This window comes from Bermanella marisrubri, assembly GCF_012295615.1.
Classification (GTDB): domain Bacteria; phylum Pseudomonadota; class Gammaproteobacteria; order Pseudomonadales; family Oceanobacteraceae; genus Bermanella; species Bermanella marisrubri.
Genome location: NZ_CP051183.1, coordinates 1,441,237 through 1,467,449, shown reverse-complemented (window position 1 = coordinate 1,467,449; position 26,213 = coordinate 1,441,237). Strand labels below are relative to the sequence as shown.

The window sequence follows — 26,213 nt, the reverse complement described above, 5'->3', positions numbered from 1 at the left end:
GACGACAAAGATTCTTATGAGGCGTTAATGCCTTGCCTTAAGAAAACAGTTTCTGTTTAGCTTTTAACCATTTTGGATACCAAATTGATGGAGAGGTCCTGTGGTCGAATTTCTAAATTGACACTGGAACTATCCCCGATTTCAACATTGAGTTGTACGTTGTTCTGGTTTTTAAGCTGTATTTCCATACGTCCATCGGGAAGGAATACGATTGGGCCATACAGTTCTACGGTTAATGGGTAGCTGTGAAGATTGGTTTCTTCTTCACCTAAAATCGGGACATCCGGTTTTAACCCTGGTGCATCAAGATAGACGTTCATCGTACTACCAAACATAGCGGAACCAATGGTGCCATCTTCGCGCTCGTAATTAGGGTCCCATGTAATGTATCCGATATCCGGTATGCGATTACCTTCATTGTCCGTGCGGTAACGCATGCGCATGATTTGTGGGCCAGTTTCATTCACTAGCCATGTATTAAATAGCAGTGGTATGCGCGTATGCATGGCAACCGACGTGGTCACCAACGCTTGTGAGTTAAGCTCTACCGGTATGCGGTCGTTTTCTGCATCGTAAAGCCCAACTACGGTTGGTAAATAGCCGGATACATAAATGTTTTGCTCATCTTCACATTCCCCTGAACGGCAACCGATTTTGGCTTCACCGATCAGTCCGCCTGTACCTGCAACAGAAAGTTTGGATGCGTTTTTATACAAACGCTCTAGGCTTTCTTCGGTATTCTCATTATCTTCGAGAATATAGTTACGGTTTACATCCGCCGCTGGCAGTTTGCTTAATGGGTTATACACTCGCTCGGTATCTGGATCGATGGCTACGAACGGTATGCTCATTGGGCCACTACCCTGCGCAATATTATCGACGGTTAACGTGAGCGGTACGGTGCGAAGTGGTAAGCCATTGGCACTGCACAATACTTCATCGCTGCCATCGCACACTGAGCTTTGTGCACTGTTTAATGTATAGCGATAAAGCGTATCGTCTTGCCAAGGTACTAGCGGCTCAAAGGTAATGCGTGAGCCATCATATTGAATACTGCCTTCTACCGTTGACTGGCATTCGCCCAGTTCGTTGATCACTTCAACTCGGATACTGCCTTCACCACAGTTTTCACCTAGCTTAAAGGTGTCGGTATCCATCAACTGATTGAATGTAATATTGATTGGACGGTTCGATGGCAGTTTAAAAATTGGGAAGCGATCATCCGTCGCTTTGCCACCTTCACAGCGACCAGCATCACCGACTGTCAAGTCACCACCAGTAAGTTTACAGTTATAGCCAGGATAGGCTGAGCCCACTAATGGCGCGGCTAATTTGCTATCGTTAAAGCTGAGTGTTGTAAACGTTAGATCAAATGGTGCTTCTATGGTGTTGCCATTTAGGTCTTCTAAGTTGGCACCTAGCTTCACTCGATAATCAGAGTTGTATTTTAACGGCTCACTTGGGCGAATAATGACGGAGCTACCATCATTGGTAACATGAATGTCCACTTGCTCGGTTTCGTTACGCCATAGTTGAATTTCTTGCTGCAAGTTTGCTTGGTCTAATGGTTCATCAAAAATAAGAAGAATGGCATCCGCTGGATCAACGCGACCGATAATATCACCAGGCAACCAGCTTTGCAGTGTTGGCGCGGTTTCGTCTTCGATTTTTACTGGCGCATTATCTTGATCGGCATAGGCTTCAAGAAAAAATGATACCAAGCCTTGAGCTTTTTCGACGCCTAACAGTGTTGGATTGATTTCACCTAGTGTATCAACGATAAGCACTCCGTTTTCGCGCTGGGCAATACCAAATAAGTTGATATGCAATACGTCTTGGCTTAGACCACCATTGGCACGAGGATCTTCTGCGGTCATGGCCACATCCATGACTAAACGTACCTGTTTGGGTGCATTTTTATCTGTGGTGTTGGCGTTATTGATTAAATAACCCGTGGCATCTGTGATCAGGGTTAAATAAATCTCACCCGTGTCATAGCCACCACTGACTTCACCACCAATATTGACCGGCATTTTCGTGCCTTTAATAACAGAACCCTTACGAATAACAAATGGCGAGGCTTCTGGGAAGTTTGGAATAAACGCGAGCTCAGTATAGTAGTTAGCACGCGCAAAACTAATAACGTCACCCATAAGAGTTGAGTTAACGGGCACACTGTTGCGTGGTAAGCCAGACAATGGCGATACTACCTCTGGATCGCCATAGATTTTTTGAACCATGGTGGTTCTTGGCTGGCTGTCGTTAGGAATATAGGTTTTGTTGGCAAAGCCTTCTGGCGTTAAGGCAATACCCGCTTTGCTTTTAATGCCCGATGTCATTTCTAGGGTATAGGCTTGACCCGGCGTGAGGTCTTCATCGGGGTCAAAAATAATGTAGCGGTCTTTTACTAGCAGTTTGCCCGGAACACTTTCTGTGCTGCCTGCTTTTTTGAAAGCAAATGTCTCGTCTAGCTTAACGCTATTCACGTCTATTTGTTGTGTAAAGGTATAGTGCAATACCGAGAAATCCATAAACGGTAGATCATCCGTTGGAAATGCGGACATGACATGAAACTCACTTGGGTCGAAGCCTGTTGCATCATCACCACTTTGCGCGTCACGACTAACACCAATAGTTGAAAACTCAATAACATTGGGGTTTTGCACCAAGCCACGTTCGGTACTGCTTAAGCCTTCGTATTGGACGCGATAGGTTTCGCCTGTTCTGAGTGGTTCATTAGGGTAAAAGTCAATGGCAGCGTCGTTACCTGGTTGAACTTCGATTCGACCAGGAACCAGGTTACCATCTTTATCATAGACCTTAATGTGATTATCCATAAACTCTGTATCAATGGCATGAGTAAACATGAGTGATACTTTGGATTGGATAGATACGTTTTGCTGCCCATTAAATGGATAGCTATAAACAAGGTAGGATTTTTCCCAGCCATCAAAGCTGACGGTTTGCTGTTCACCGGTTTTATCGCAGCCGGCGAGCAACATTAAACTGAATACAAAAATAAGTAATTGATACATGCTCGCCTCCTTAGAATGTCATTGAGAATGACAGGCTGATTACATGAGCGGAACCTTTTGTATTGACTTCTTCATACGGTGATACAGGAACTTCATCAGAGCTTAATGTAAACTCGCGATCTTGCAGTTGGTGGTACTGATACGCTGCATCTATCCGCAATGGGTACGCAAGGAACTTGGTTTCGCGATAATATGCGGTTAAACCTAATGCACCGATTAATCGATCGTTATCGAAAACATTCACATCGGCAGATTGAGTGCTCTCTAATGGAGATTCTTCGTAACTAATACCTGCATTTAAGGTCAGTAAATCACTCCACTTGTAACGAGTGCCAATGCGAGGGATGTAGCTGTCTTTAAACTCTAAATTCGCTTGGTCTTTAATGGTGTCTTTTTTAAGTTCATCCGTTAGCGTTGACCATTGTTGAAATTCGATGGTACCACTTACATCCCAATCGGATGTTAAGTCGTATTTAGTACCAAAGGATAGAATCATGGGCTGGTAGGCATCCAGAGTGGTTACAATTAACGGCAAGCCAGGATCTGGAATCGTACCGGGAATCGTTGCGTTTGCGTTGACCTTGGTCTGCGTATCACTTTCACCTCGATAGGAGAATGCAAAGTCTAATCCTTGCCAGAAACACGCTTCGTCTTCAGAGCAAAGCAGTTCGCCCATATCTGCAGTAATACCAGCAACAGGAATTAAAACAGGTTCAGCACTCACAGAAAGTTTCTCGCTATTGGTATTACCGGCGAGATCGGATTCAAGTTCCATTGTGGCACTAGCGTGAAGTGTCACACGTAAGCCAGCACCTACATTTATACCGTCCATCACTTTTGCAGCACCAGCGATAGAAAGAAACAAGGGCTTTTGGCCATATTGAAAGAATTGACCTTGTAGCTCGGTGCTGGAATCAAATGCCAGCATTTCCATGCCATACTTTTCAACGCCCGCAATTAGGCCTAGGTACACAGGGGTTTCAAATTTGGTCAAACTGGTTAGATTGGTTTTCATGCCGACAAGCACATTTTCTGTATTGGTTGATTCCAATACTTTACCGCTACGTGTTGGCGGGTTAGCACCGCCTTTGGATTCAACAATCAGCTCTGGGCTTGCTTGCATAGCACCAATGGTGAGTTCACCCCGGGGAGATAATGCCAAAGCGGCTGGATTGTAATAGGCAGCGGATACTTGATCGTTAAACAATGAATAGGCTTGGGCAGTGGCCATATCCGATGGCAAAATGCCAAAGGTGGTAGCAAGGTTACCCATCGATGCATGGACCTGGCCAGATATGGCTGAAGCCATTGTTAAACCGAAACACGATGCGGCCAGCCACTTCTTCTTTGTGGCGCTATTGGTCCGCGAGACAGTGTGAGTCATCATTACAGCTACTCCGAGTGTTATTTTTATTATGTTTGGGTAGTGCAAAGGATAATCTAAGCCAATCTGGTTTTAATTGGCTCCCGTTGGCCGCGAAAATGTCATCTCGGCCAATTACTCTCTTTGATCTAGTCTATTACCGCCATGGATTTTCTCTGTACTTTTGCCTGCTTGCGATAATCAAGGGGCGTCAGACCAGTCCAACGCTTGAAGGCCCGATAAAAAGTGCTGGGTTCGGAAAAGCCCGTAAGATAGACAATCTGATCAATCGTCTCGTTGGTTTTCATCAGAAGATGCTTGGCCAACATGCAGCGATATTCGGCCACCACTTGGTTAAACGTCGTACCTGCTTGTGATAACGCACTACGTAAATAGCGCTGAGTCATGCCTAAACGTTCTGCTACTGCATCAAGTGTAATTGCTTGGCTATCTAACAACTCTCCCAATACGCGCTGGACATCATGAATTAAGTCTTGCTGTTCTAACTTAGCCACTTGCTCGGAAGCCAACTGTTCATGAAGTTTGAGTAGCTCTGGCTGAGCATGATCACTTTCTACCGACAATGCACATGAATCGAACACCATGGTCGTGTTTGGCTGGTTAAAGCGTATTTCACAACCAAATACACGTTGATATTCTGCTTCGTAGCCGAATGCATCGAACATGAAATCCATGCGTTTTAATTGGAATTGATTGCGTGTAATCCAGCAGAAAAATTGCCAAACACCATAAGTTAAGCAAACAATATAATGATGACTCAGATCCTTACCCAAAGGAGTGTCTATGACGAGGCTGGCGGTACTGTCTTTGACATCTAGATAGCTTTGAAAAACATCTGAAATTAGACGCTGATAATTAAGAGCGCGTTTCAAGCCATCGCCAAATGTTGGGCTACTTAAGAAAAGATACTCTAATACCTGTCCGCGATACGGTGGTAAGTTTTCGGCGACATTTAAGCCAATGTGAGCATTATCCGTAACACGTTCGGCTGCGGCCCAAAACTGATGGGTTGCATTATGCTTAAAGCGCGCATCCAATGCGTTAACATGTTTGTCCTTGACGCCAACCTGACTGTAGATCGTGGCTGTATCTAGGCCCATTGATACCATTGCTTCATGCACTAATCGCAATAAATAGGCTGAATCCTTCACTGGCCAAACCCCATTATTATTTTTTTGTCTTAAATGACCCAGTACTTAAAATACCAAATATATTAACATCTGTAACAAAGTTGTCGCATTTAATGCGTTAAATCTAGGAACACACTGTTAACCAGCAGTTGAGGTTTTATGGACGCTACTACATTAAAACACGCACCTTCTATTCCTAGCCTTTATTGGTCAGCCCTTTTTAAAGGGAAAGAAAAAAAAAGCCTAGAGAATAAAGACTTAAGCCAATGTCTTGGTTTAGCCATTCGCCTCAACGATAATGTTATTGAAACCCAACACTTATATAAGTTCCAATCATTTGTTGGGTTACAAGAATCCAATCACATTCCTGTTGCTTATCTTCAATTACTGTCTTTTCGATTACAATTAAAACTGTTACTCGATAAGCGCCTGCCCTTTCCTGTTATGGGATTGGTTCATCTTTCCAGTAAAATGGATACACTCAAAACTATCCATCATCAGAAAAGCATTGACTTTGTATCCAGCGTGGAAAGTATTGAACACACTGATAAAGGGATATGCACATGTATTCTGACGCAGGCATATCAAAATGATCGTTTGGTTTGGCAAAGTTTCAACGATTATTTATATCGTACTCCACAACCAAAAAAACAGCCCCAATCTGGCCATAATAACAAAAACGGCAACAGCGAGTTTGTTAAAACTGAGGCAAACTGGGAAGTACCTGCGAACCTGGGAAGGCGATATGCAGCCTTAACTGGAGATGCAAATCCGATTCATTTGTGTGCTCTAAGCGCTAAACTCTTCGGTTTCAAGCGGGCCATCGCTCATGGTATGTGCATGGGATTATTAGCCGTTTACAGATGTACCCAATCGGAAAATATTAAATCCCTATCTCTGACTTTTAAAAAGCCTGTCTATCTTCCAAATAAAGTAGCATTAAAAGCCAATTTAACAGACGAAAAAAGTCAAAGCTTTTCTCTACTTGATACAAATGGCATAACTAAACTTGAGGGGCATTGGCACCAGTAAAATCGGCCACAGGAATTTCAAGCGCCTGCTTAATAAGATTTTCCTTACAGAAATTACCACCACTCAATTTTCCAACAAATGTTTCATCACCAAGCACCTTTTTGGTGATATCCGCTAACGATTGGTTATTTGCTTTTTCTGCCTGAGATTGATGACAAGTCGCAAGAATATGATCGTATTTTTCTTTTAATGCGACTTTACCATTTTCAATCACACCGCCATGGGGGCAGAACATCACTTCAAAATCTAATGCTAACGCTTTTTTTAAGCTGGATAATAAATCGTAAAGATTTTCATCACTGCGCAGCATCTTTAATCGATTAGCGATAAATAGATCACCACTAAATAAAAACTTTTGCTTAGGTAGATAGAAAACCGTTAAATCTTTAGCATGCCCAGGTGTATGTATTGGAATGATTTCACTACCATCCTGCAGAAATTCTTTATCACCTAATTCATGTACTTCAGACACAGGCTTGAGACTACCCCACACTAGACGTTGGAAGAAGGGTGTTGCGTAACCACTTTTTAACTTTTTATGCGCAAGCTTAGGAGCTTTGGGAATCAGCTTTAACATTTTTGCAATAGACTCGGCATTACCTGCATGATCTTCATGATGATGAGTCAATAAAAGCTGACGTACGTTGCTCGCTTCAATGAAGGGCTTAACATGTTTCCACTGGTTACTTGGCCCAGTATCAATGAGCGTATCTTGGATGTGGTAAACGATAAACTGGGTATTAACGCCTTGGTTCAAGCGCCCTACTTTGATACCGGTTACGGGACCGTATTGATAATGCTTTCTAACTGGCATGGTTTATTCCTCTGATGGGCAAATAATGCCAACCAAGCGAAGTAGAAGCAATTGGAAAAAGTGCCGCCAGGACTGACGAAAAAAGCCAAATGGATCCCCGATCAAAGCGCTTCGCGCGTCGGGGATGACGGTTAGGCCCAGGTCAAAAGCATTCTGCGCGTCGGGGATGACGGCTAGCCCCCCGACAAAGCATCTTGCCCGTCGGGGATAGCAACAACACAGAGATAGCTTTAGGCTACTTGCGAGCTAGTATTGGCTTCTGGCGCAGGAGCCCAAGATACAGTGCCATCGACATATTGATAGAATCGATCTTCTACCGTATCACGACGGATTTTCAAGGTTGGTGTAATAAGACCGGACTCCACCGTCCAAGTTTCTTGAGTCAGTACTAGGCACTCCACACGCTCATGATGTTCAAGGTCTTGATTAACTTTTCCCAAGTGTTGAATAAGCTCTTCTTCTAGCGCCTCCTTATCTAGCCCGCGAGCCGTTTCCGAAAGTTCGACAACGGCAATCGGCTGATTTCTACCAGACCCCATGACGCATACCTGTTCAATATGAGGGTGAGCACTTAACAAACCTTCTATGGGTGCTGGCGCAACGTACTTGCCTTTGGAGGTCTTAAATAACTCTTTTACTCGGCCTGTAATGTGCAGGAAGCCAAGATCATCGATATGGCCTTTATCACCCGTATGGTAATACCCGCCAGCAAGTGCTTCTTTAGTTTTTTCTTCGTCTTTGTAGTAGCCCAGCATTAGGGCCTCACTCTTAAAAAGAATTTCACCCTGCTCACTGATCTTCACATCAACGTGAGCAAACGGTTTCCCCACCGAGCCTACATTGCGATCATCGGGAAAATTAAATGTGCCATAAGCCATGTTTTCCGTCATGCCGTAACCTTCGACAATGGGTATACCTATTTCGTCGAACCACTCAATTAACGCTTTTGGCATTGGCGACGCGCCGCAGCCACATAAGCGCGCTTGATCTAAACCCAAGCCTCGACGAATTTTCCATTTCAGCAAGCTGCCCAAAAGTGGAATCTTTATTAGTTTATTGAATTTTTTCATGCCACCCAGCTTGGCTAAAATACCCTCTTGGAACTTGGACCATAATCTTGGTACCGCGAAGAATAAAGTGGGGCGAATACTGGTTAAATCGCGCTGAAAAGAATCTAGGGACTCGACGAAAGAAATACTAAACCAACCGTAATAGCTTTGACCCTCTACGATAACGCGTTCTGCTACGTGAGCAAGGGGTAAAAAACTAATGCCACGGTCATTTGTGCCCAGACCTATAATCTCGACTGCGTTGCTAGCTGCAAACGCATAGGCATGATAATTGTGTACAGTGCCCTTTGGCTGACCTGTTGTGCCAGAGGTATAAACAATGGTCATGATGTCTTCGAGACTCGGCTCGTTTACTTTAAAATCTTGCGCCGCAGGTACATTAACCAGTTGGTCAAAATCGTAGTGGGTTGGACCTGTATAACCATGGAATCCTACCGTTGGAAAATTCTCCGGAATACTATCGATAACATCTTGATCATTATCATGCTTACCAACAAACATAACTTTCGCTTCGCTGTGCTCTAATACGAAGCGAACGTTCTTTTTCGACTGCCCGGGATAAAGGGGTACAGAAACCGCACCGGCCATCATGATGGCAATATCTGTGATGATCCACTCGGCACAGTTTTTTGACCACAGCGCAACTTTGTCGTTCTTCTCAATGCCTAGCTTGCGCAGTTGAAACGCAATATTGCGCGCACGGCGCTCAACGTCTGCCCACGTATATTCTTTAAAGACACCATTTTTAGGTTGGCGTAAATACGCTTTGTTTGGCTGTTCTTTAACAGCTGCATAAAATGCGGCAAGTGGCGTGAGCATATAAACCTCTTTTTTTTTGTTATTGATCTAAGGGCATCTCGACATCCAATACACCATAGGCATCGTAACTTGTCTAGGACATTTATAGCCTAGGGTACGGCCTTTGTGTATGCTTGTTCCTAACGCTAAATGGCGTAAGAAAAAGCGTCGAAACAAGGAATTCAAACATTTCCATGAGCACACAGGATTTCACGATACCCAACCATTATGTTTTGGCCGCTTTGCGCGGTCCAAAAGAAAACGGTTTTGATGTCGCATTACTTCTAAAACAAGCTGGCATATCCCCTGATGTTCTAACCGAACCCATGGCTCCAGTGACAGCGGCTCAGTATTCCATGCTTATTAAGCACATTTGGCTCACAATGGAAGATGAATACATGGGGTTCTCCCATGAACCCAGTATCCTTGGCACGTTCTCCATGATGTGCCATGCGGTGATTCATTGCCCGACTTTAGAAAAGGCGATTACTCGAGCATTCCGTTTTTATGGGTTATTCACCAATCTGCCACGCCTGGAGCTCGTCGTCCTTGGCGAAGAAGCTCAAATTGTGTTGCACGATGAACAACTCAACGATCCAGATCACTTTCTGGTGGAATCCCTCTTGGTGATTTGGCATCGCTATTCCAGTTGGCTGATCGGTAGACGAATTCATTTATTAAAAACCCAATTGCGCTACCCTGCTCCTGAGCATCAATCGGAATACCGTCGTTTATTCCATTGCGATATTGAATTCGATGCGAAGCAAACGGGCTTCATTTTCCCTGTAAAATTTTTGCAAGAGAAAGTAGTACAAACGGAAACCACCCTGAGGCAGTTTTTAATCCATAGCCCTGCCGATTTACTCGCAAGGCCAGACGAGGGTAATAGCCTCGTGGCGCAAATTCGAAAAATTATCGGTAGTGATTTGTCACAAGAGCTTCCTAATTTTGAAGACATTGCAGATGCCTTACACATGAGCGTACAAACTTTGAGGCGACGCCTAAAAGATGAGGGATTAACCTATCAAGAATTAAAAGATCAGATGCGCCGTGATACCGCTGTCTACTATTTGGAACGCGGCGATCTATCCATACAAGAAGTAGCTGAAAAACTCGGGTTCTCTGAATCCAGTACCTTTCACCGAGCCTTTAAAAAATGGACTGGGATTACCCCAGGTGCTTATCGAGAAGGAGATGAAAACCTTGAACGATAATAAAATAGAAATAACAAACACAAAGAAAAGCCCAAAACGCCTTTCCCCAGAACAACGAAAACAACAATTATTACTTGATGCTATTCCAGTTTTCGCAAACCGGGGGATTGGTCGAGCTGCCCACGCTGATGTTGCGCAAAAAAGTGGCGTATCGGTAGCAACCGCATTTAATTATTTCAATACGAGAGAAGAGCTAGTCGATGCTGTTCTCGATTATGTTGCTGCGTACTATATTGATTTAGCAAAAAGCTTTCATCACAAAGAAGAAGCCGTAGATAATCCTGCAAGAGTTCTACAAGATCATGCCGTGGCGTTCATTGGTTGCGCGCACAGTGAACCTGACTTAGTAAAAATCTGGTTGGAATGGGGTGCGTCCGTCCGTGATGATTGCTGGCCAAAATATCTCCGCTTCCAAGAAGAGGTGCTTGATATTATTGAACCAACCATTGCTAATGGTTTACAAAACGGTCATATGCAAAGTCAATTAACCGCTCGCGAGCTTGCACAAATTTTATTCGGCCAAGCTCACCCTATTTCCTTGGCAAGCTTTGCGCCTAACCCCCCTACTCAAAATATGATGCGATTTGTACAATTAGGTATGCAAGCCCTGCTAGGTATCAAATAAACGAAACACTGAAATATAAGTGAATAATCAAATGTCCAGTGACAAGCTAAATGAATTAGTTGAAGTAAAAGAAAGCCCTGTCCATGGCAAAGGCTTATTTGCCAAAGTCAACATTAAGAAAGACTGCCTAATCGGTCGCATCGAGGGCAAGGAAGTCACCCGTGATGGCCCTCATGTTTTGTGGATGGAAGATGGCGAGAAAAAATTCAAAGTCAGTAACGATTTAAAATTTATCAATCACAATAAACACGCAAACGTGGCCTATTACGATGATTACACGGTCATGTCTATAAGAAGCATCAAAAAAGGTGAAGAGTTACTGCATGATTACGGCGAAGACTGGGACTAATACCTAGAGATAAGAGCTGAACACTCATTCACTTAAAACCTGCCGTAGTTCACAGCTCTCACTATTATTTTTGCCTTAAGAGGCAGAGCTGTTTATTGTTAAATTGCTCAATTAACTCTCGGGGATATCCTTTTGTTGCGACCATTATCTGATTATCGCTTTCCGCTTTTTTGGCAGATATTGCTAGCGATGGTCGCACTATTGGCCTTGTCTCTAGGCTCTCTCGCTTGGTGGGCTCAAAGCAACCTTAATACACTTCTTAACTACCAAGCAGACACTTATGCTCGCGCGCTTGGTCAACAAATCGCCAACTCTAGTGCAGAGCCACTGATGGCTGACGACAAACTTGCTTTAAATATCATGTTTGACCGAATTACCGATCAACACGATTCTGTCGTACGTCTAAGTATTAAATCACTGAGTGAAGAAACCGTCATTACCAGCGACAGTTTAATTGCCGAACAACGTAAAGCGTTACAACCTGTTCTAAAGGAATACCAGCAACCTATATTTTTTCATGATGTATTAGCCGGTTATTTATTAATCGAACTCGATTTGAGTATTGTTACTCAGTCATTAAAACGTCTAGCTAAACTCATCACGATAATTTCTTTAACTTTAGCTTTCTTTGCTTTGATCTTGTCGGCCATTTTTGCCCGCCGCGTTGCCAGTCCGCTCAATCAATTACAAGAAGCAGCAGAACGCGTTGCGCAAGGGGATTTAAACCCAAGTTTACCGCGCGCAAGTCATGATGAGGTGGGCGATCTTGTGCGATCTATGGATAGTATGATTCAGGGACTGAAAGATAAAGAAGCCATTGAGCACAAATTTAGTACTTATATCTCCAAGGACATTGCCAATAGCATATTGTCTGACCTATCACGCAAACGTCACCCTATCACCAAAACCTATGGTTCAATCTTGTTTGTGGACTTGGTCAAGTTCACTCAATTTTGCGAGCGCCATGACGATGAGGAAATTGCAGAACTACTCAATCAATACTACTTTCTAGTTCACATGGCAGCCAAGATGTACCGTGGAAGTGTCGACAACTTCATTGGCGACGGCGCCATGCTGACATTCGGTGTCCATAAAGACGATCAGAAACACGCGATCAATGCCATTTGTTCTGCCCAAATATTGCTACGCTTAATTGATATGACCAATGCTCAAAGAAAAGAACAAGGCAAGCCAGTCATTGGTATCCGCATTGGCGTGCATTGTGGCGAGGTCATGGCGGGAACTATTGGCGATCATGAACGTCTTCACTTCAGTATTAGTGGCGATACTGTCAACCTTGCTTCCCGACTGTGTGACCACTGTGTCACCAATGGTCTCATGATCAGTGACGCGATTTTAAAAGAACCATCTACTAAAGATTCTTTATTTACTGATAAGGGATCAGAAATCTTGGTGAAAGGAAAGAAAGCCCCCGTGACCGCTTATCAAGTATCTCACTTAGCGCCCAAATTTAACCGCCTATTGCAAGAGCAAGAACGAGAAATGGAGGCATTGCAATCCAATGATTAGACTGGATCGCTTTGCGCTTATAATTGTTATTTTTCTGCTATCAGCCTGCTCAACTAAGCTGCTGCAAGCACCGCCACCTCTCAACGACCAACAACAAAACAAAGTCATTGCATTGCAAATACGCGAAACTGTGGCACAAGGCAGTTGGTTAATGCAGAAACAGAAAACTCAAGAATATCTCAAGCAACATCACAACCTTCCTTGGTGGCAAGACGATCTTGTTGATGTGGAGCTAAAAAAAGCTTCATTGGCAAAGCAGTTGCAAACGCTGAGCGAGCAGGCTTATGAGACTCGACAATACTCCCTTGCCCGTCTATCCCATGAGCAAGCCCTAGAACTCAACCCCGAGGTGAAACAACACAAAAACTGGCTCGATATGTCAAAGCGCCTCAATCTTCAGCAACGGGGTAAGCTGCAGTCAGAGATTCGTTCATATTCTAAACAACTGAGCCAGGCCATAGAACAACAAGCGTTTTCAGAAATACACAGGTTACGCCAATCTATTCTAGCGCGCGCCTATAAAGACCGTGAGCTTAATCGTTTAATGCGAGCTGGCCTCGAATTAATTCAAGATCAAGCTCAGAAAAAAGACGAACAAGGTGATCAAGCTTATCGCATCGGCGAAATCGAGCTAGCCATCGAACTTTGGGCTGAAGCCAAGCAATGGCATCCTTCCCCAGGCCTTATTGACGAAAAGCTCACACGCGCTCAAAAGGTATTGCGCAAATTAGATAAAATACGCCAAATTCAATAAACAGACGACACTTTATTGATCCAACAAATTGGGCACGCTGGAATTGGAGACTATACTTGTCTTCATTCCCTTTTATTGTTCGCGATTAACTGCCCGAGGAACCCTGCATGATGGACTTCTTACTGGACCCTTCCAGTATTAATAACGAATCCACCCCATCACTCCGTGCAAAAATCAACCAACTCTATCTCTGCGACGAGCAGGACTATGTTCAAGACTTGCTCGAAACTTTTCCTGAGTCCGGTAATGAGCAATTCAATAAAACCGTAGAAAGCCTTGTTGAGATTATCCGCAAGCAGCACAGCCAATCCGTTTTACATCAGCTATTGCAAGAATACGAACTCAGCACGGACGAAGGTATTACACTAATGTGTTTAGCAGAGGCACTCGTACGCGTACCTGACAAAGCCACAGCCGATCAGCTACTGGTCGACAAAATCTCTGATCGCGGTTGGCAACACCATTTGAATAAAAGCGATAGCTTTTGGGTAAATGCAGCCAGCTGGGGACTGGCTCTGAGCGGCCGTATGCTGAAACCCAAGCACAATAACCCTGTAGAAGCCATTAATGGCCTAGTTAGTAAATTGACCCTAAGCATCACAAGAGAAGCTGTCAATAGAGCTATTCGCGTATTAAGCGAGCAGTTTATTTTTGCCGAAAGCATTGAAGATGCGGTAACTAAGTCGGTAAAACTAGAATCTGAAAATACCGCTTGTAGTTTTGATATGCTGGGTGAACAAGCCATTACCGAAGAAGATGCACAACACTATCTGCGCGCATACAGCCATGCAATAGAAACCATTGCACGAAACAATCAGCATAAACAGCTACATGATAATATCTCCATTAAACTATCAGCATTGCATCCTAGATACGAACCCAATCAGCAACATACCGTTGTACCCATTTTAATGGAACGTATTCTAAAGCTAGCGACCTTGGCCAAAGAGCATGACGTCCCGATTACTATTGACGCGGAAGAACAGTATCGTTTGGACATGATGCTGCAAGTTTTTGAGTCCGTCTTCAGCCATCAAAGCATGGCAAATTGGGAACACTTGGGTATCGCAGTTCAAGCTTACGGTAAACGCGCGCTGGCTATTGTGCATTGGCTACATGCACTGGCGCAAAAAGAACAAAAACGCATACCGCTACGATTAGTAAAAGGCGCATACTGGGATTCTGAAATTAAATGGGCTCAACAACATGGTTTAACTGAGTATCCAGTCCTAACCCAAAAAGCCAGTACAGATTTAAATTACTTAAATTGCGCACGCTTTCTTTTGTGTCAGCAAGAGGTTTGGTTACAACCGCGCTTCGCTAGCCACAATGCGTGGACAGTACAATATTTATTGGAGATGAACAGCCAAGTCCCGTTTGAATTGCAACGCTTGCAAGGAATGGGCTCTGCGTTGTTCCATGAGATCCGCAAGAAGCATGACATTGCGTTTCGTATTTACGCCCCAGTAGGTAAACACAGAGACGTATTGCCCTATATGGTCAGACGCTTAATTGAAAACGGAGCGAATACGTCGTTTGTTTTTCAAGTTCAAGATCCTTACATTCCGATGCATCACTTATTACAGCATCCGGCTGACTTTTTGATGCAAAGCTCCATCGCCAACCCTAATATTCCATCACCACGCGAACTCTTTGTAGATTACCCCAACAGCGAGGGCGCAGAACTAGGTAATGATCAAGTCTATTATGACACTATGGATCAAATCCTACCCTTCCATGAAGAATACTATGAAGTACTTTGTATGATCGCGGGTGAAGCCATCGAACCTAATGAAGGCCATGCGATTATCAGCCCAGTTGATAAGCGTACAATGGGACGCGTACATTATTGTGATCAAGCGATTTTAGATCGTTGCGTATCGTTCTTAAAATCACATCCATTGCCTGACGAACCGATTGAACATGTTTGTGCGCGATTAGAGCGTTTTGCTGACCTCTTGGTGCAAAACAAACATGAATTGATGTATTTATGCATGGAAGAAGCTGGCAAGACATTACAAAATGCCCATGACGAAGTCAGAGAAGCCGTGGATCTCGTGCGCTATTACGCACGCCAAGCGCAAAAGAATTTCGCCGACCCAAGTATTCTGGATTCAGTTACCGGTGAAGAAAACCTTTTAACCTACGATCCAAGAGGCACAGTGTTGTGTATTAGTCCTTGGAACTTCCCTCTCGCTACCTTCATTGGACAAGTTTCTGCTGCCCTAGGATGTGGTAACCGCATTATTGCAAAACCCGCACGCCAGACAAGCATCATTGCGTATCGTGTAATGGAGTTACTCTTAGAAGCAGATATTCATCCAGAAAAATTGTTCTTTTTACCCGGAAAAGGCTCGGATATTGCGCATGGGTTAATTCACGCAAAGCAAATTAGTATGGTGTGTTTTACAGGGTCGATTTCTGCGGCTAAACAAATTCAAAGCTGGCTAATTGAATATGGTCATGGATTCACACCCTTCGTCGCCGAAACAGGCGGACAAAATATAATGGTTGCGGATAGTACTGCCTTAATCGAGCAACTAGTACAAGATGTTGTAGCGTCGGCCTTCGATAGCAGCGGTCAGCGTTGCAGTGCATTGCGAGTACTTTATATTCAGGAGGATATTAAAGAAACATTCTATCGCCAACTACAAGGGCGAATGGCATTACTGAATATCGATTCGCCATTTTTACGAAATACCGATATGGGCCCACTCATTGACTCAGAAGCCCAACAGTCTTTAAGTAACCATATTGATTGGCTGCAGAAAAATGCCAAACATATAGCCACAGCACCAATTCATTCAAAACTTCCTAGCGATAATTATATGGCACCTAGCGCCTGGGAAATTAAATCGCTGTCTGAATTAACGCAAGAGCATTTTGGTCCTATTCTTCATGTGATTAGCTTTAAACCTGACGAACTGGAAAGCATTATCCAGCAAGTAAATGCCTTAAATTATGGACTGACCTTTGGTATTCACTCACGTAATCAACGCTGGATTAACTACATAAGTCACCGTGTGGGCGTTGGCAATGTGTACATCAACCGCGAAATGATTGGAGCAAAGGTTGGCGCTCAACCTTTTGGTGGGCATGGCATGTCTGGCACTGGCCCGAAAGCCGGTGGACCAAATTACGTACACGCCTTTGTAAAAGAAAAAACGTTAACGAGTAATATTACTGCGTTTGGTGGTAATCAAGATTTGCTTAGCTAATTGTGAGTTGTGGACATTGTCATTCTCAGCTTGACTGAGAATCCATCCGATTGATTTCAAACTGCAAAATGGATTCCCGCCTTCGCGGGAATGACGAGGAAGAATCATCCGCGGAAAAGACAACGCCGTCTTCCTACGGCGTCGCGACGCAACATAGACCGGAGGATCCACAACTAACAACACAAAAGCCAACATTAAAAAAATAAGAAGGTGGATTCCCACCTTCGCGGGAATGACCAAAATCATCCGCGGACAAAGTAACACCGTCATCCTGCGGCGTCGCGAGGCGACAGAGACCAGAGGATCCATACGATTGATTTCAAACTGCAAAATGGATTCCCGCCTTCGCGGGAATGACGAGGAAGAATCATCCGCGGAAAAGACAACGCCGTCTTCCTACGGCGTCGCGAAGCGACATAGACCGGAGGATCCATACGATTGATTTCAAACTGCAAAATGGATTCCCACCTTCGCGGGAATGACCAAAATCATCCGCGGACAAAGTAACACCGTCATCCTGCGGCGTCGCGAAGCGACAGAGACCAGAGGATCCATACGATTGATTTCAGACTACAAAATGGATTCCCGCCTTCGCGGGAATGACCAAAAATCATACTCGGACAAAGTAACACCGTCATCCTCCGGCGTCGCGAAGCGACTTAGACCGGAGGATCCATCAAAATAAATCAATATACAGATCACGCCAACTAGGATTAAAGCTATCGATTAGATTCAACTTCCAAGAACGATTCCAATGCTTTAACCTCTTTTCTCGTTGAATAGCACTTTCCATATTTTCAGTAACTTCGTAATAGACTAACGTTTTTAATCCATACCGCGCGGTAAAGGAATCAACTGCATTGTTCTTATGTTGCCACACTCGCTTTTTTAAATCCGATGTAACTCCAACATAGATGGTGCCTTTTCGATAATTAGTCATGATGTACACACAAGGTGTTTTATTCATTTCATCACTCCTCGAAAACTTCAATTTTTCGAGAACTGAGCAAAAACTGGAATCAGCTAGATTTCTTATTTTTTTGAGAGTTGAAGTTTTTCACATGCCCGGTGCTAAATGATTTCATACCGCTAAATGGATTCCCGCCTTCGCGGGAATGACGAGGAAGAATCATCCGCGGGAATGACCAAAAATCATACTCGGACAAAGTAACACCGTCATCCTCCGGCGTCGCGAAGCGACTTAGACCGGAGGATCCATCCAATTGACTTCAAGCCCGTTCAATGGATACCAGATCAAGTCCGGTATGACTAGTAGAGTATTCTCGACCGAGTCGGGAATGACGTATGAAACTCAAGACTAATCAGCCGCTATCGCTTTATTAATAAAGTCATACTCTTTGTCTTGGTACTGTTCGTCATGAATGACTTCATGGAGGTTTTCTAAGGTATTCAATGGCGTATCCACCACGATGGCATTTACCAACCAGTCGGGAAGACTACCGCCTGGATCAGCGTGTACTTGATATACCACTTTGGTCATGCCATCGTCTTGCGGTGTAAATTCCCATTTTCCTTGAATACTCGGCATACGCACAAAGTCATCATTTTTAGTATGGCCACCTTGCGCCCTTAGATGTGAGGTGACAGCACCTTTACTATCTGCAACAAAAGACGAATGCACGTATACGTCACGGTCTGTTACCGGCCACGGGGTTTCATTAACTGTGTACACCACTTTCTCGGTATCCGAAATTTCTTCGACCATGTCAAATTGAATCACGTTGTGCATCCATTGTGTGGCACGCTTAGTATCCTCCAACAAAGCAACAAAAGCGGTCACTGGGGCTTTTATAAAGGTAACACCTTTAAACTCTTTGAGTGGTGAATCCCCGACAGATCGAGTAAAAACTTCGATTGCTAAATCTTCATTGTCAGCCTCAAGGTCCCATTCTGATACTGAACTGCTTGTGCTATCTGCACTAGAAGCCTGCAGGGGTAACATGGCAAAAATCGCAATAGATAAGATTTGGGATAGGAGTTTCATGATTCACCGTCTTGTTTTTATTGTAGAACAATAAGACAGTAATTATTTTCTCCACAAAAGGCAATGACTCAAATAACCGAGATTATTGGCATTTGGGTCATTGCCATAGCGTTGCGATGCATTATTTTCCATTACCACCCAAACAATTAGGAGAATCAGGCACGCTTTGTTTCTGCCAAGTGTCCGGCGCAAAGGTATGCAAGGCAAGGGCATGTACCGGACCTGCGAGTTCATCTTTAAGCGCCGCATAGATCGCTTGGTGTTGCTTGACTTTGTTCATGCCAGCAAACTCATCAGCTACGAGCACCACCTTAAAGTGTGTTTCGGAATTGGCTGGCACACTGTGCATATGGCTTTCGTTAACGATTTCTAAATGCTTAACACTGAACTGGTCGTTTAATTTTTGCTCGATAGTTTCTTGAATCATGATCTGCAACTCTAATAAATATTTACGCCTTGGCATATTGTGCCTTGCGGCCAGCCAAGTGTAAAAACATGTATGGATATACATATATCCATTGACGCTCACCCTGCCCCCAATGTATAAATAACAGTGTTTTAAACGGAGTCCACCCCAGAGGCCAAATCATGAGCAACGCACAATCTTTGATTGAACAATTCTACCAAGAAGAACAAGAACTCAAGGCACAAGAGGCCACTTTTACCCCTCTAGATTTGAGCGTCAGCAGCGCTGATATGGCCATGATTAACATCATCAGCAAGCGCTTCAATAAGGACAAGCAGGTATTGGTTCGTGAAGCTTTGAGCCAAGCTCTTATCGATATGTTCAATGCGCTTGAACCAGTAGAACGTAAGATGCTTTCTAAAGAAGCGGATGAAATGGCTAACAGCATTGCCCAAGAGATCGCAGAAGAGCAAGGCCTAGATCAACTTGAAGTCACCGGCACAAACTGGGCTCAGCAAGACAAACAAGCAGCTAAAGATGAAAAGAAAGCAGAAAAAATCGCTCAACAAGAGCGTGAAAAGCTAGAAGCCGAAATCCGCGCCGAAATTGAAGCAGAGCAGGCTGACATCAACCGCGATGAAACTGCTGAAGCTGCTAACGAAGCTGAAGCACATACTGAAGAGTCTCATGAAGCTCTTTCTGAGACGGCGGGCGAGTCTGAGCCTCAAGAAAACAGCATTTTCGGTGAAAGCCAGGAGGAAGAAAAAGAGACCTCTAGCAACAGTATCTTTGCTTAACATCGTGACCTCTCGACAAAGCCGATTGGGTGTTTAATTTTAATTCTTCAGTTAAAATATCACCCAATCAAGGCTTTGCTTATCCTATCTTGATAGCTGAGCACTTTCCTCAGTACGCTGACAAAAACGATATTGATATTAATAGGTAGTAGTAAATGGCCATTCAATGGTTCCCTGGACACATGCATCGTGCCCGTAAGCAAATTTTAGAGACTATCGCCAATATCGATTTAGTGATTGAAGTTCTAGACGCACGCCTGCCCTATTCCAGTGAAAACCCCATCATTCCCGATCTATTGAAAGACCGCCCTTGCTTAAAATTACTGAACAAGACGGACTTAGCCGATCCTGAATTGACCCAAGTATGGCTGGATTATTTTAATAGTCGTGAGAATACACGAGCTATTGCACTTACTGGCTTAGATAAAAAACAAGTCAAACGCATCACTCAATATTGCCATGAAATGCTACCGGAACGTCGCGAATCGAAAAAATCCATTCGTACCATGATTGTCGGTATTCCCAACGTCGGTAAGTCGACATTGATCAACACACTCGCTGGACGTACCGTCGCTAAGGCTGGCAACTTGCCAGCCCTAACTCGTCATCCACAACAAATTAAAATCAACGACGGCATTGTGTTATCCGACACGCCAGGGATTTTATGGCCCAAAATACATAATGTGAAAAGTGGTTTTCGTTTAGCAGCAAGTGGTGCGGTTCGTGACACTGCATTGGATTATTTTGAAGTAGCCGAATTTGCTGGGCAAATGCTTATCGACCTTTATCCGGAACGCTTAGTCGAACGCTACAAATTAAAGGCACTACCCGAGAGTGGCGAAGAGGTCATTGATGCCATTGGGCGCAAGCGCGGTTGCTTGCGAAGTGGTGGCGTGGTTGATATGCATAAAGCAGCTGAAATCTTGATCCATGAACTTCGTAACGGCAAAATGGGCAAATTAACCTATGAAACGCCAGACATAATGGAAGCAGAAGAAGCGGCATTAGCGGAAGAGCGGGCTCGTAAAGAAGCTGAAGCTGAAGAGAAAAAAGCGAAGAAATAATGAAACACTAAGTGGTCCTCAACTTGATTGAGAATCCACCTAATTGATTTCAAACTGGACAATGGATTCCCGATCAAGTCGGGAATGACAGTTTTTTTGTCATCCTCAACTCGATTGAGGATCCATCTAATTGATTTCAAACTGGACAATGGACTCCCGATCAGGTCGGGAATGACATCTAAAAAATTTATATCGTTACTAAATACTTATAATTCACATCTCATAAATTAAAAAGCACCTATGGCAAAGTCTCTACAAGAACAACTGCTAAGCGCAGGCTTAACCAATAAGAAAAAATTAAAGCAATCAGAACGCGAAAAGCAAAAGCAAGCCAAGCAGAAGCGTGAAGGCGAGGATGTCATTGACGAAGCCAAATTACGAGCAGAAGAAGCTCGTAAAGCTAAGCTCGAGAAAGATCGCGCCTTAAATGAAGAGCAAAATGAAAAGGCCAAAGCCAAAGCTATTGCCGCGCAAATCAAACAACTCATCGAAAGCAATGCGATTGACTTGAATAATGGCGAAATTGATTACAATTTTACCGACGGTAAAAAGATAAAACGTATTCAGGTTACTGATCGGGCTCACAAGCAACTGAGCCGTGGCGTTTTAGCCATCGCCAAGCTAGGTCCCACCTATCACGTTATCCCAGCGAATATTGCCGACAAAATCCGCCAGCGAAATGAAGATTACATTGCATCTCAAGTGGTCAGTGGTGACGACGAGTTCTCAAAAGAGGACGATCCCTATGCAGACTACCCAATTCCTGATGATTTGATGTGGTAATCATACCTTTAAAATGCCTATACTGAGTTCATGCTTTGATTAGCCAGGAGGCTTACCATGAAATTCAGTATTCTTTCCTTCATTTTCGTTTTTCTATCAGCATGCAGCTCTCATCACCATGTGAATCATCACGAGGGTATGCACAAAACCGATAACAAATCAGAAAATGCGAAAGCCCGTGCTGATAAGGCTCATGATGAGCTTGATCGAGAGATGGAATAATTGGTGAGTGTTGAATGTTGAATGTTGAGTGTTCAATATCGTCATTCTCAGCTTGACTGAGAATCCACTTCAATAGTTTTGAATGTTGAGTTATGAGTTGTGAATAATGGATTCTCCGGTCTGTCGCTTCGCGACGCCGGAGAATGACGAAAAACTCACAACTCACAACTCACAACTCACAACTCACAACTCACAACTCACAACTCACAACTCAACACTAAACACTAAACACTAAACACTCAACACTAAACACTAAACACTCAACACTAAACACTCAACACTAAACACTCAACACTAAACACTAAACACTAAACACTATTTGGCCATTAGCTCTTCTAAAGCTGGATGAGTTGCTTCATAAGCTTTTGTGCATGTCTGAATACAATCCGCTAGCAGATTCGTTGCAGGTCCGGCTATTTCTTTACTCGCATAGACTAGGTACAAACTCCCCTGCTTACGGTAATCCGTATCCAGTTCCAGAGGTTTAACGTTGCCTTCGTTGATTAAATCACAGGCTTCATGTGTCGGTAACCAAGAAAAACCTAAACCACTTGCTAATAAGGCTCTAGCGCTTTCAAAATTAGAGACTGTCCAGCGTAAATCCGATCCTAACCAACCTGAATCTCGATTTTGTTTAATCGCACTGTCTTTAATGACAATGTGCATCTGGGATTCTAGGTCTTTCATCGTCACAGGACGACCTAGCTTCTGGAGCTCATGATCCGGATGAGCCACCGCAATAAATTGAATATCCATTAGCTTTTCACCCATAAACCCTGGGGGCACAACGGGCGTAATCGATAACTCGACCTTTTTCTCTAGTAACGCTTCGGCTGCACCCGACAGCACTTCTTCTCTGAGCACGACCTTGGTATTGCTGCTTTTGGGTAAAAAATCTTTAAACGCGTTTATCAGAATTGATTTAGGGAAGATCGCATCCATCGCTAAACGAACTTCTGCTTCCCAACCTTGCTCTAAACTCGCTGCTACGGCCTCTAATTCCATCGCGTGCTCAATCAAATGACGAGAGCGCTGCAATAGAGCTTCTCCAGCGGAAGTCAGTACCGCCTTTCGACCTTCGATATGCAATAGCTCCATACCAAGCTGCTCCTGAAGCTTGCCAACGGTATAGCTGATTGAAGACTGGCTCTTGTGCAAAGCTTCAGCAGCTTGGGCATAGCCGCCATGATCAATTACCGCTTGCAGGGTTCGCCATTGCTCAAGTGTGACTCTTGGTCCACGCATGTTCGGGTTTCTTATTGTGGCTGTTATACTAAGCAGCATAAATCAGTATTGAGTTGAGAACAATATGAGTACCTTAGCCGCATTAGATGAAGATCAGTTAGAAACCCTAGCCCTCTTTTTAGAGGAACAAAGCGAAGTGGCCGATGGGCTGGATTTTTTTGCCCTACATGGATTACTTACCGCCAATGCCGTAGCGTTACATCGCCTAGACTGGTTAGCACTGGAACCTATTGTTTTTGCTGAACCTGTAAAATGGTCGTCTGACCAGGATAAGCAAACAATCCTATCGCTGATTGATACGCTACAAAAAGAAATCATCGAATTAGTAGAGTCCGGTCAAAGCTTCCCGGTACCGTGCGATCTTAACGTGGAAGCGGATGAAGACGGTGAAGCAGCACCACTAGAGAACTGGTGCGTAGGCTTTATTATGCTAAGCATGGAAGACGAAAAAAGCTGGTACGGGGAACACGAAGAGCAAGCAGCCGAGCTGCTATTCCCCATCGTCTACGCGTCTGGCGTGAATGCAGAAGCACCAGAGTTTGCCGAAATTGACGAAGACGATCGCTTAAGCAAACAAGTATGTGCCGATATACCTGATAACGTTGTGGATTTATTTTTGCTCTATCACGGCGATAAATAATCCACATTATGATTTGAGCAGCAACGGAAAATCCACGTCCACTGTACTGCCGCCATCTAGGTATTCGACACGACTGCACAATCGCTTAATCAAGCCGATGCCACGACCGAATGAATCTTCGTGACTGGCATCAAATATCTTATCCACATCGAAACCATTACCACTGTCCGTCATCCGGATATTGAGCAACCTATGATCTGCACCATTGATTACTTGAATCATCAGCTTTAGGTGTGCTTCTTCTAATGACGCCAAGTGTTGCTCTCTTTGCTGGTAATAACTTTGAAAGCCTTCTGTGGTTTGTTTCAAAGCGCTATCTAAACCCAAGATGCCGTGCTCTAACGCATTTGAATACAGCTCCGAAATCAATAATCCGACTAAATCACGGTAAGGTCTGATGACGCTTTGCGCCCCCAAAATAGACATGACCTCTTCTACTGGCTGTCCTCGTTGTAAATCTTGTATCGACAAGGTGCAATTCATTGACCAAACAATACCATCTTGAACAACACTATGATTCACAAGGTCATGCTGCCCTTCCTCCAGCTCCACTTTGCCTGCATTCACCTCTACTAGGGTAATGTCGTCACTTTGTTTTGCTTCAGCGGTATAGGCCTTTAGTGTTTTCAAAACATGTTTAAATGAATCTCGCTCAGTTTGATTTAGGCATTGCTGCAAGCGTTTCTCTCCGAAGAAATCACCGCGCTGACTTTCTGCCTCAATAATACCGTCAGTGATAATAATTAACTTCTGATCCGATTTAAGATGTTTAACCTGAAAGCCCTTATTAAATCTTTCATCGGATTCTATGCCCAAGGGCATATTCTCTGAACACAGTGTGTCCACCACCCCTTCGGATTCACTAATGAGATATCCATCAGGCAAACCGCCAGTCCATAATTGCACGCTGTCACCACTCTCATTCAATTCAACAATTGTGGCACAGCAAAACATATAATCAGGTAACATCGACCGAAGCATACGGTTAAACTCATAAGCGATTTCACCCACACTTAAATGGCGAATAGCGAGTTCATTAAACGCGTGTACCAACGGTAAGGTACCGATGGATGCTCCTAAACCGTGTCCGGTAAAGTCCCCAACAAACACATAGAGCCCGCCAGTTAAACTGGGCGCAGACAAGACAATATCACCATTAAACGTGGACGCAGGCTGGATGTGAGTTCGCAGTGAGCGTGTGTTTTTTATATTGTGCTCTAAGGCTTTGTTAAAGATATGGGAAACAATATTTTGCTCTCTTTGCCACAAACTATTGTAATGAGTGAGCACAGCGTTTTTCTCAGAAATATCGCGCGTTAATTCGCGAATACGAAGATGGGCATGTATTTTGGCTTTAAGAATTACTTCATTGTAGGGTTTACTTAAGAAGTCGTCACCGCCAGAGTCTAGGCAGTCTTTCAAAGCTTTCGCGTCGTCCAACGCAGTTAAGAATATAACTGGGACATAATTGTCTTCTTGACCAATTTCTTTTATGCGTTTCGTGGCTTCCAAGCCGTCCATGATGGGCATAATCACGTCCATTAAAACCAGATCAAAATCGCCAGATTTGAACTCGTTTACTGCTTCTTCACCATTTTGCGCCTCGGAAACTTGATGGCCTTCATCCTCAAGCAACCATTTTAGAATTTCTCGGTTGGTTACCTGATCATCTACTACTAATATGTGCATCGAAGACCTTATTTAAACAAGAATTTCTTATCGAAGTGAGCAATTGAAAAAATCTTCTTGAGGTTGGGCTGGCAATTCCGAATCTCGATTCCCTGATCATCACTGCCTAGGTGATTTTTCATATTTAACAACATGCCTAATGCTGAACTGTCAATATACTCAGTCTTACCCAAGTCCACTACGAAGGCCTTACTTGAACTCTCTAAACTGCTATACGCATCGCGGAATTCCTGCAGGATGTTGAAGTCGAATCTTCCGTTTATGGAAATTATCACTTCCGAGCCCTGCTCATCGACAATAACACTAGACATGTTTCTTCCTTATTTGATAAACCCCTATAAGCAGAATAGTTTACGATTAGGATTTTACGCAATGACGATGGAATGCTTTAGACTAAACCAGAGAAACG

General features: G+C 43.8%; 23 protein-coding genes. 12 read left to right on the top strand and 11 right to left on the bottom strand.

The annotated features are described in order from the left end of the window. Nucleotides 1-56 precede the first annotated feature (56 nt). From HF888_RS06775 to HF888_RS06765, 3 genes are all read right to left on the bottom strand, one after another. A complete protein-coding gene (locus tag HF888_RS06775; RefSeq protein ID WP_007017562.1) occupies nt 57-3,035 on the bottom strand; it encodes an Ig-like domain-containing domain in 2,979 nt (992 codons plus the stop codon). 10 nt (nt 3,036-3,045) lie between these two features. Further along, a complete protein-coding gene (locus HF888_RS06770) occupies nt 3,046-4,344 on the bottom strand; it encodes an OmpP1/FadL family transporter (protein WP_007017561.1) in 1,299 nt (432 codons plus the stop codon). Between the two features lie 203 nt (nt 4,345-4,547). Then, a complete protein-coding gene (locus tag HF888_RS06765; RefSeq protein ID WP_007017559.1) occupies nt 4,548-5,570 on the bottom strand; it encodes an AraC family transcriptional regulator in 1,023 nt (340 codons plus the stop codon). 138 nt (nt 5,571-5,708) lie between these two features. Between HF888_RS06765 and HF888_RS06760 the strand changes: the two genes are divergently transcribed. Further along, the gene (locus HF888_RS06760) at nt 5,709-6,581 is read left to right on the top strand and encodes a MaoC family dehydratase (RefSeq protein ID WP_007017558.1); all 873 of its coding nucleotides are present in this window, start codon (nt 5,709-5,711) and stop codon (nt 6,579-6,581) included. On the opposite strand, the gene HF888_RS06755 is transcribed toward HF888_RS06760, so the two are convergent. Together HF888_RS06755 and HF888_RS06750 are read right to left on the bottom strand one after the other, a co-directional pair. Then, the gene (locus HF888_RS06755; protein WP_007017557.1) at nt 6,553-7,395 is read right to left on the bottom strand and encodes an MBL fold metallo-hydrolase; all 843 of its coding nucleotides are present in this window, start codon (nt 7,393-7,395) and stop codon (nt 6,553-6,555) included. The two genes, HF888_RS06760 and HF888_RS06755, sit on opposite strands and share 29 nt — an antisense overlap. A 230-nt stretch (nt 7,396-7,625) precedes the next feature. After that, nucleotides 7,626-9,284: a long-chain fatty acid CoA synthetase gene (locus tag HF888_RS06750; protein ID WP_007017556.1), complete on the bottom strand. Its 1,659-nt coding sequence runs from the start codon at nt 9,282-9,284 to the stop codon at nt 7,626-7,628. 173 nt (nt 9,285-9,457) lie between these two features. Between HF888_RS06750 and HF888_RS06745 the strand changes: the two genes are divergently transcribed. The 6 genes from HF888_RS06745 to putA all read left to right on the top strand — a co-directional run bounded on the left by HF888_RS06745 (nt 9,458) and on the right by putA (nt 16,953). Continuing rightward, nucleotides 9,458-10,477, top strand: coding sequence for an AraC family transcriptional regulator (locus HF888_RS06745; protein ID WP_007017555.1), 1,020 nt, complete (start codon nt 9,458-9,460; stop codon nt 10,475-10,477). Further along, nucleotides 10,467-11,102 carry a TetR/AcrR family transcriptional regulator gene (locus HF888_RS06740; RefSeq protein ID WP_165837029.1) on the top strand — a complete coding sequence of 212 codons (636 nt, stop codon included), beginning with the start codon at nt 10,467-10,469 and terminating at the stop codon, nt 11,100-11,102. Before HF888_RS06745 ends, HF888_RS06740 begins: the two co-directional genes overlap by 11 nt. A 19-nt stretch (nt 11,103-11,121) precedes the next feature. Then, nucleotides 11,122-11,451 carry an SET domain-containing protein gene (locus HF888_RS06735; protein WP_244957549.1) on the top strand — a complete coding sequence of 110 codons (330 nt, stop codon included), beginning with the start codon at nt 11,122-11,124 and terminating at the stop codon, nt 11,449-11,451. Nucleotides 11,452-11,583: 132 nt separating this feature from the next. Then, nucleotides 11,584-12,981, top strand: coding sequence for an adenylate/guanylate cyclase domain-containing protein (locus HF888_RS06730; RefSeq protein ID WP_007017552.1), 1,398 nt, complete (start codon nt 11,584-11,586; stop codon nt 12,979-12,981). Then, the gene (locus HF888_RS06725; protein ID WP_007017551.1) at nt 12,974-13,735 is read left to right on the top strand and encodes a tetratricopeptide repeat protein; all 762 of its coding nucleotides are present in this window, start codon (nt 12,974-12,976) and stop codon (nt 13,733-13,735) included. The genes HF888_RS06730 and HF888_RS06725 overlap by 8 nt, the downstream gene beginning before the upstream one ends. Nucleotides 13,736-13,842: 107 nt before the next feature. Beyond that, nucleotides 13,843-16,953 (top strand): bifunctional proline dehydrogenase/L-glutamate gamma-semialdehyde dehydrogenase PutA, encoded by a 3,111-nt coding sequence (gene putA, locus HF888_RS06720; protein ID WP_007017550.1) that lies wholly within the window; start codon nt 13,843-13,845, stop codon nt 16,951-16,953. 676 nt (nt 16,954-17,629) lie between these two features. Here putA and HF888_RS06715 read toward each other — a convergent pair. The 3 genes from HF888_RS06715 to HF888_RS06705 form a co-directional block, all read right to left on the bottom strand. Continuing rightward, nucleotides 17,630-17,893, bottom strand: a complete 264-nt coding sequence (locus tag HF888_RS06715; protein WP_243469377.1) for a GIY-YIG nuclease family protein — start codon at nt 17,891-17,893, stop codon at nt 17,630-17,632. 378 nt (nt 17,894-18,271) lie between these two features. After that, nucleotides 18,272-18,958, bottom strand: a complete 687-nt coding sequence (locus HF888_RS06710) for an START domain-containing protein (protein WP_007017548.1) — start codon at nt 18,956-18,958, stop codon at nt 18,272-18,274. A 121-nt stretch (nt 18,959-19,079) separates the two neighbouring features. Beyond that, nucleotides 19,080-19,421 (bottom strand): BolA family protein, encoded by a 342-nt coding sequence (locus HF888_RS06705; protein ID WP_424175754.1) that lies wholly within the window; start codon nt 19,419-19,421, stop codon nt 19,080-19,082. A 125-nt stretch (nt 19,422-19,546) separates the two neighbouring features. Between HF888_RS06705 and HF888_RS06700 the strand changes: the two genes are divergently transcribed. The 4 genes from HF888_RS06700 to HF888_RS06685 all read left to right on the top strand — a co-directional run bounded on the left by HF888_RS06700 (nt 19,547) and on the right by HF888_RS06685 (nt 22,230). Beyond that, complete coding sequence (locus tag HF888_RS06700; RefSeq protein ID WP_007017546.1) at nt 19,547-20,161, top strand: hypothetical protein; 615 nt, start codon at nt 19,547-19,549, stop codon at nt 20,159-20,161. A gap of 155 nt (nt 20,162-20,316) precedes the next feature. After that, the gene (gene ylqF / locus HF888_RS06695) at nt 20,317-21,225 is read left to right on the top strand and encodes a ribosome biogenesis GTPase YlqF (RefSeq protein WP_007017545.1); all 909 of its coding nucleotides are present in this window, start codon (nt 20,317-20,319) and stop codon (nt 21,223-21,225) included. A 240-nt stretch (nt 21,226-21,465) separates the two neighbouring features. Then, on the top strand, nt 21,466-22,008 hold the full coding sequence (locus HF888_RS06690) for a DUF2058 domain-containing protein (RefSeq protein ID WP_007017544.1): 543 nt from the start codon (nt 21,466-21,468) through the stop codon (nt 22,006-22,008). A gap of 57 nt (nt 22,009-22,065) precedes the next feature. Beyond that, a complete protein-coding gene (locus tag HF888_RS06685) occupies nt 22,066-22,230 on the top strand; it encodes a hypothetical protein (RefSeq protein WP_007017543.1) in 165 nt (54 codons plus the stop codon). A gap of 315 nt (nt 22,231-22,545) precedes the next feature. On the opposite strand, the gene HF888_RS06680 is transcribed toward HF888_RS06685, so the two are convergent. After that, nucleotides 22,546-23,475, bottom strand: coding sequence for a LysR family transcriptional regulator (locus HF888_RS06680; RefSeq protein WP_007017542.1), 930 nt, complete (start codon nt 23,473-23,475; stop codon nt 22,546-22,548). 64 nt (nt 23,476-23,539) lie between these two features. On the opposite strand from HF888_RS06680, the gene HF888_RS06675 reads away from it, so the two are divergent. After that, complete coding sequence (locus HF888_RS06675; protein ID WP_007017541.1) at nt 23,540-24,115, top strand: YecA/YgfB family protein; 576 nt, start codon at nt 23,540-23,542, stop codon at nt 24,113-24,115. 6 nt (nt 24,116-24,121) lie between these two features. Here the strand turns inward: HF888_RS06675 and HF888_RS06670 are convergent, their stop codons facing one another. Both HF888_RS06670 and HF888_RS06665 read right to left on the bottom strand, forming a co-directional pair. Then, nucleotides 24,122-25,804, bottom strand: a complete 1,683-nt coding sequence (locus tag HF888_RS06670) for an ATP-binding SpoIIE family protein phosphatase (RefSeq protein ID WP_007017540.1) — start codon at nt 25,802-25,804, stop codon at nt 24,122-24,124. Nucleotides 25,805-25,812: 8 nt separating this feature from the next. Next, nucleotides 25,813-26,115 (bottom strand): STAS domain-containing protein, encoded by a 303-nt coding sequence (locus HF888_RS06665; RefSeq protein WP_007017539.1) that lies wholly within the window; start codon nt 26,113-26,115, stop codon nt 25,813-25,815. Nucleotides 26,116-26,213 lie beyond the last annotated feature (98 nt).

What these genes read in the sequence shown, in the direction of transcription:
- HF888_RS06775 (WP_007017562.1), bottom strand. Translation starts at nt 3,035, where the DNA reads ATGTATCAATTACTTATTTTTGTATTCAGTTTAATGTTGCTCGCCGGC.
- HF888_RS06770 (WP_007017561.1), bottom strand. Translation starts at nt 4,344, where the DNA reads ATGGCTTCAGCCATATCTGGCCAGGTCCATGCATCGATGGGTAACCTT.
- HF888_RS06760 (WP_007017558.1), top strand. Translation starts at nt 5,709, where the DNA reads ATGGACGCTACTACATTAAAACACGCACCTTCTATTCCTAGCCTTTAT.
- HF888_RS06755 (WP_007017557.1), bottom strand. Translation starts at nt 7,395, where the DNA reads ATGCCAGTTAGAAAGCATTATCAATACGGTCCCGTAACCGGTATCAAA.
- HF888_RS06750 (WP_007017556.1), bottom strand. Translation starts at nt 9,284, where the DNA reads ATGCTCACGCCACTTGCCGCATTTTATGCAGCTGTTAAAGAACAGCCA.
- HF888_RS06745 (WP_007017555.1), top strand. Translation starts at nt 9,458, where the DNA reads ATGAGCACACAGGATTTCACGATACCCAACCATTATGTTTTGGCCGCT.
- HF888_RS06725 (WP_007017551.1), top strand. Translation starts at nt 12,974, where the DNA reads ATGATTAGACTGGATCGCTTTGCGCTTATAATTGTTATTTTTCTGCTA.
- putA (WP_007017550.1), top strand. Translation starts at nt 13,843, where the DNA reads ATGATGGACTTCTTACTGGACCCTTCCAGTATTAATAACGAATCCACC.
- HF888_RS06715 (WP_243469377.1), bottom strand. Translation starts at nt 17,893, where the DNA reads ATGACTAATTATCGAAAAGGCACCATCTATGTTGGAGTTACATCGGAT.
- HF888_RS06710 (WP_007017548.1), bottom strand. Translation starts at nt 18,958, where the DNA reads ATGAAACTCCTATCCCAAATCTTATCTATTGCGATTTTTGCCATGTTA.
- HF888_RS06705 (WP_424175754.1), bottom strand. Translation starts at nt 19,421, where the DNA reads ATGCCAAGGCGTAAATATTTATTAGAGTTGCAGATCATGATTCAAGAA.
- HF888_RS06700 (WP_007017546.1), top strand. Translation starts at nt 19,547, where the DNA reads ATGAGCAACGCACAATCTTTGATTGAACAATTCTACCAAGAAGAACAA.
- ylqF (WP_007017545.1), top strand. Translation starts at nt 20,317, where the DNA reads ATGGCCATTCAATGGTTCCCTGGACACATGCATCGTGCCCGTAAGCAA.
- HF888_RS06690 (WP_007017544.1), top strand. Translation starts at nt 21,466, where the DNA reads ATGGCAAAGTCTCTACAAGAACAACTGCTAAGCGCAGGCTTAACCAAT.
- HF888_RS06685 (WP_007017543.1), top strand. Translation starts at nt 22,066, where the DNA reads ATGAAATTCAGTATTCTTTCCTTCATTTTCGTTTTTCTATCAGCATGC.
- HF888_RS06680 (WP_007017542.1), bottom strand. Translation starts at nt 23,475, where the DNA reads ATGCGTGGACCAAGAGTCACACTTGAGCAATGGCGAACCCTGCAAGCG.
- HF888_RS06675 (WP_007017541.1), top strand. Translation starts at nt 23,540, where the DNA reads ATGAGTACCTTAGCCGCATTAGATGAAGATCAGTTAGAAACCCTAGCC.
- HF888_RS06670 (WP_007017540.1), bottom strand. Translation starts at nt 25,804, where the DNA reads ATGCACATATTAGTAGTAGATGATCAGGTAACCAACCGAGAAATTCTA.
- HF888_RS06665 (WP_007017539.1), bottom strand. Translation starts at nt 26,115, where the DNA reads ATGTCTAGTGTTATTGTCGATGAGCAGGGCTCGGAAGTGATAATTTCC.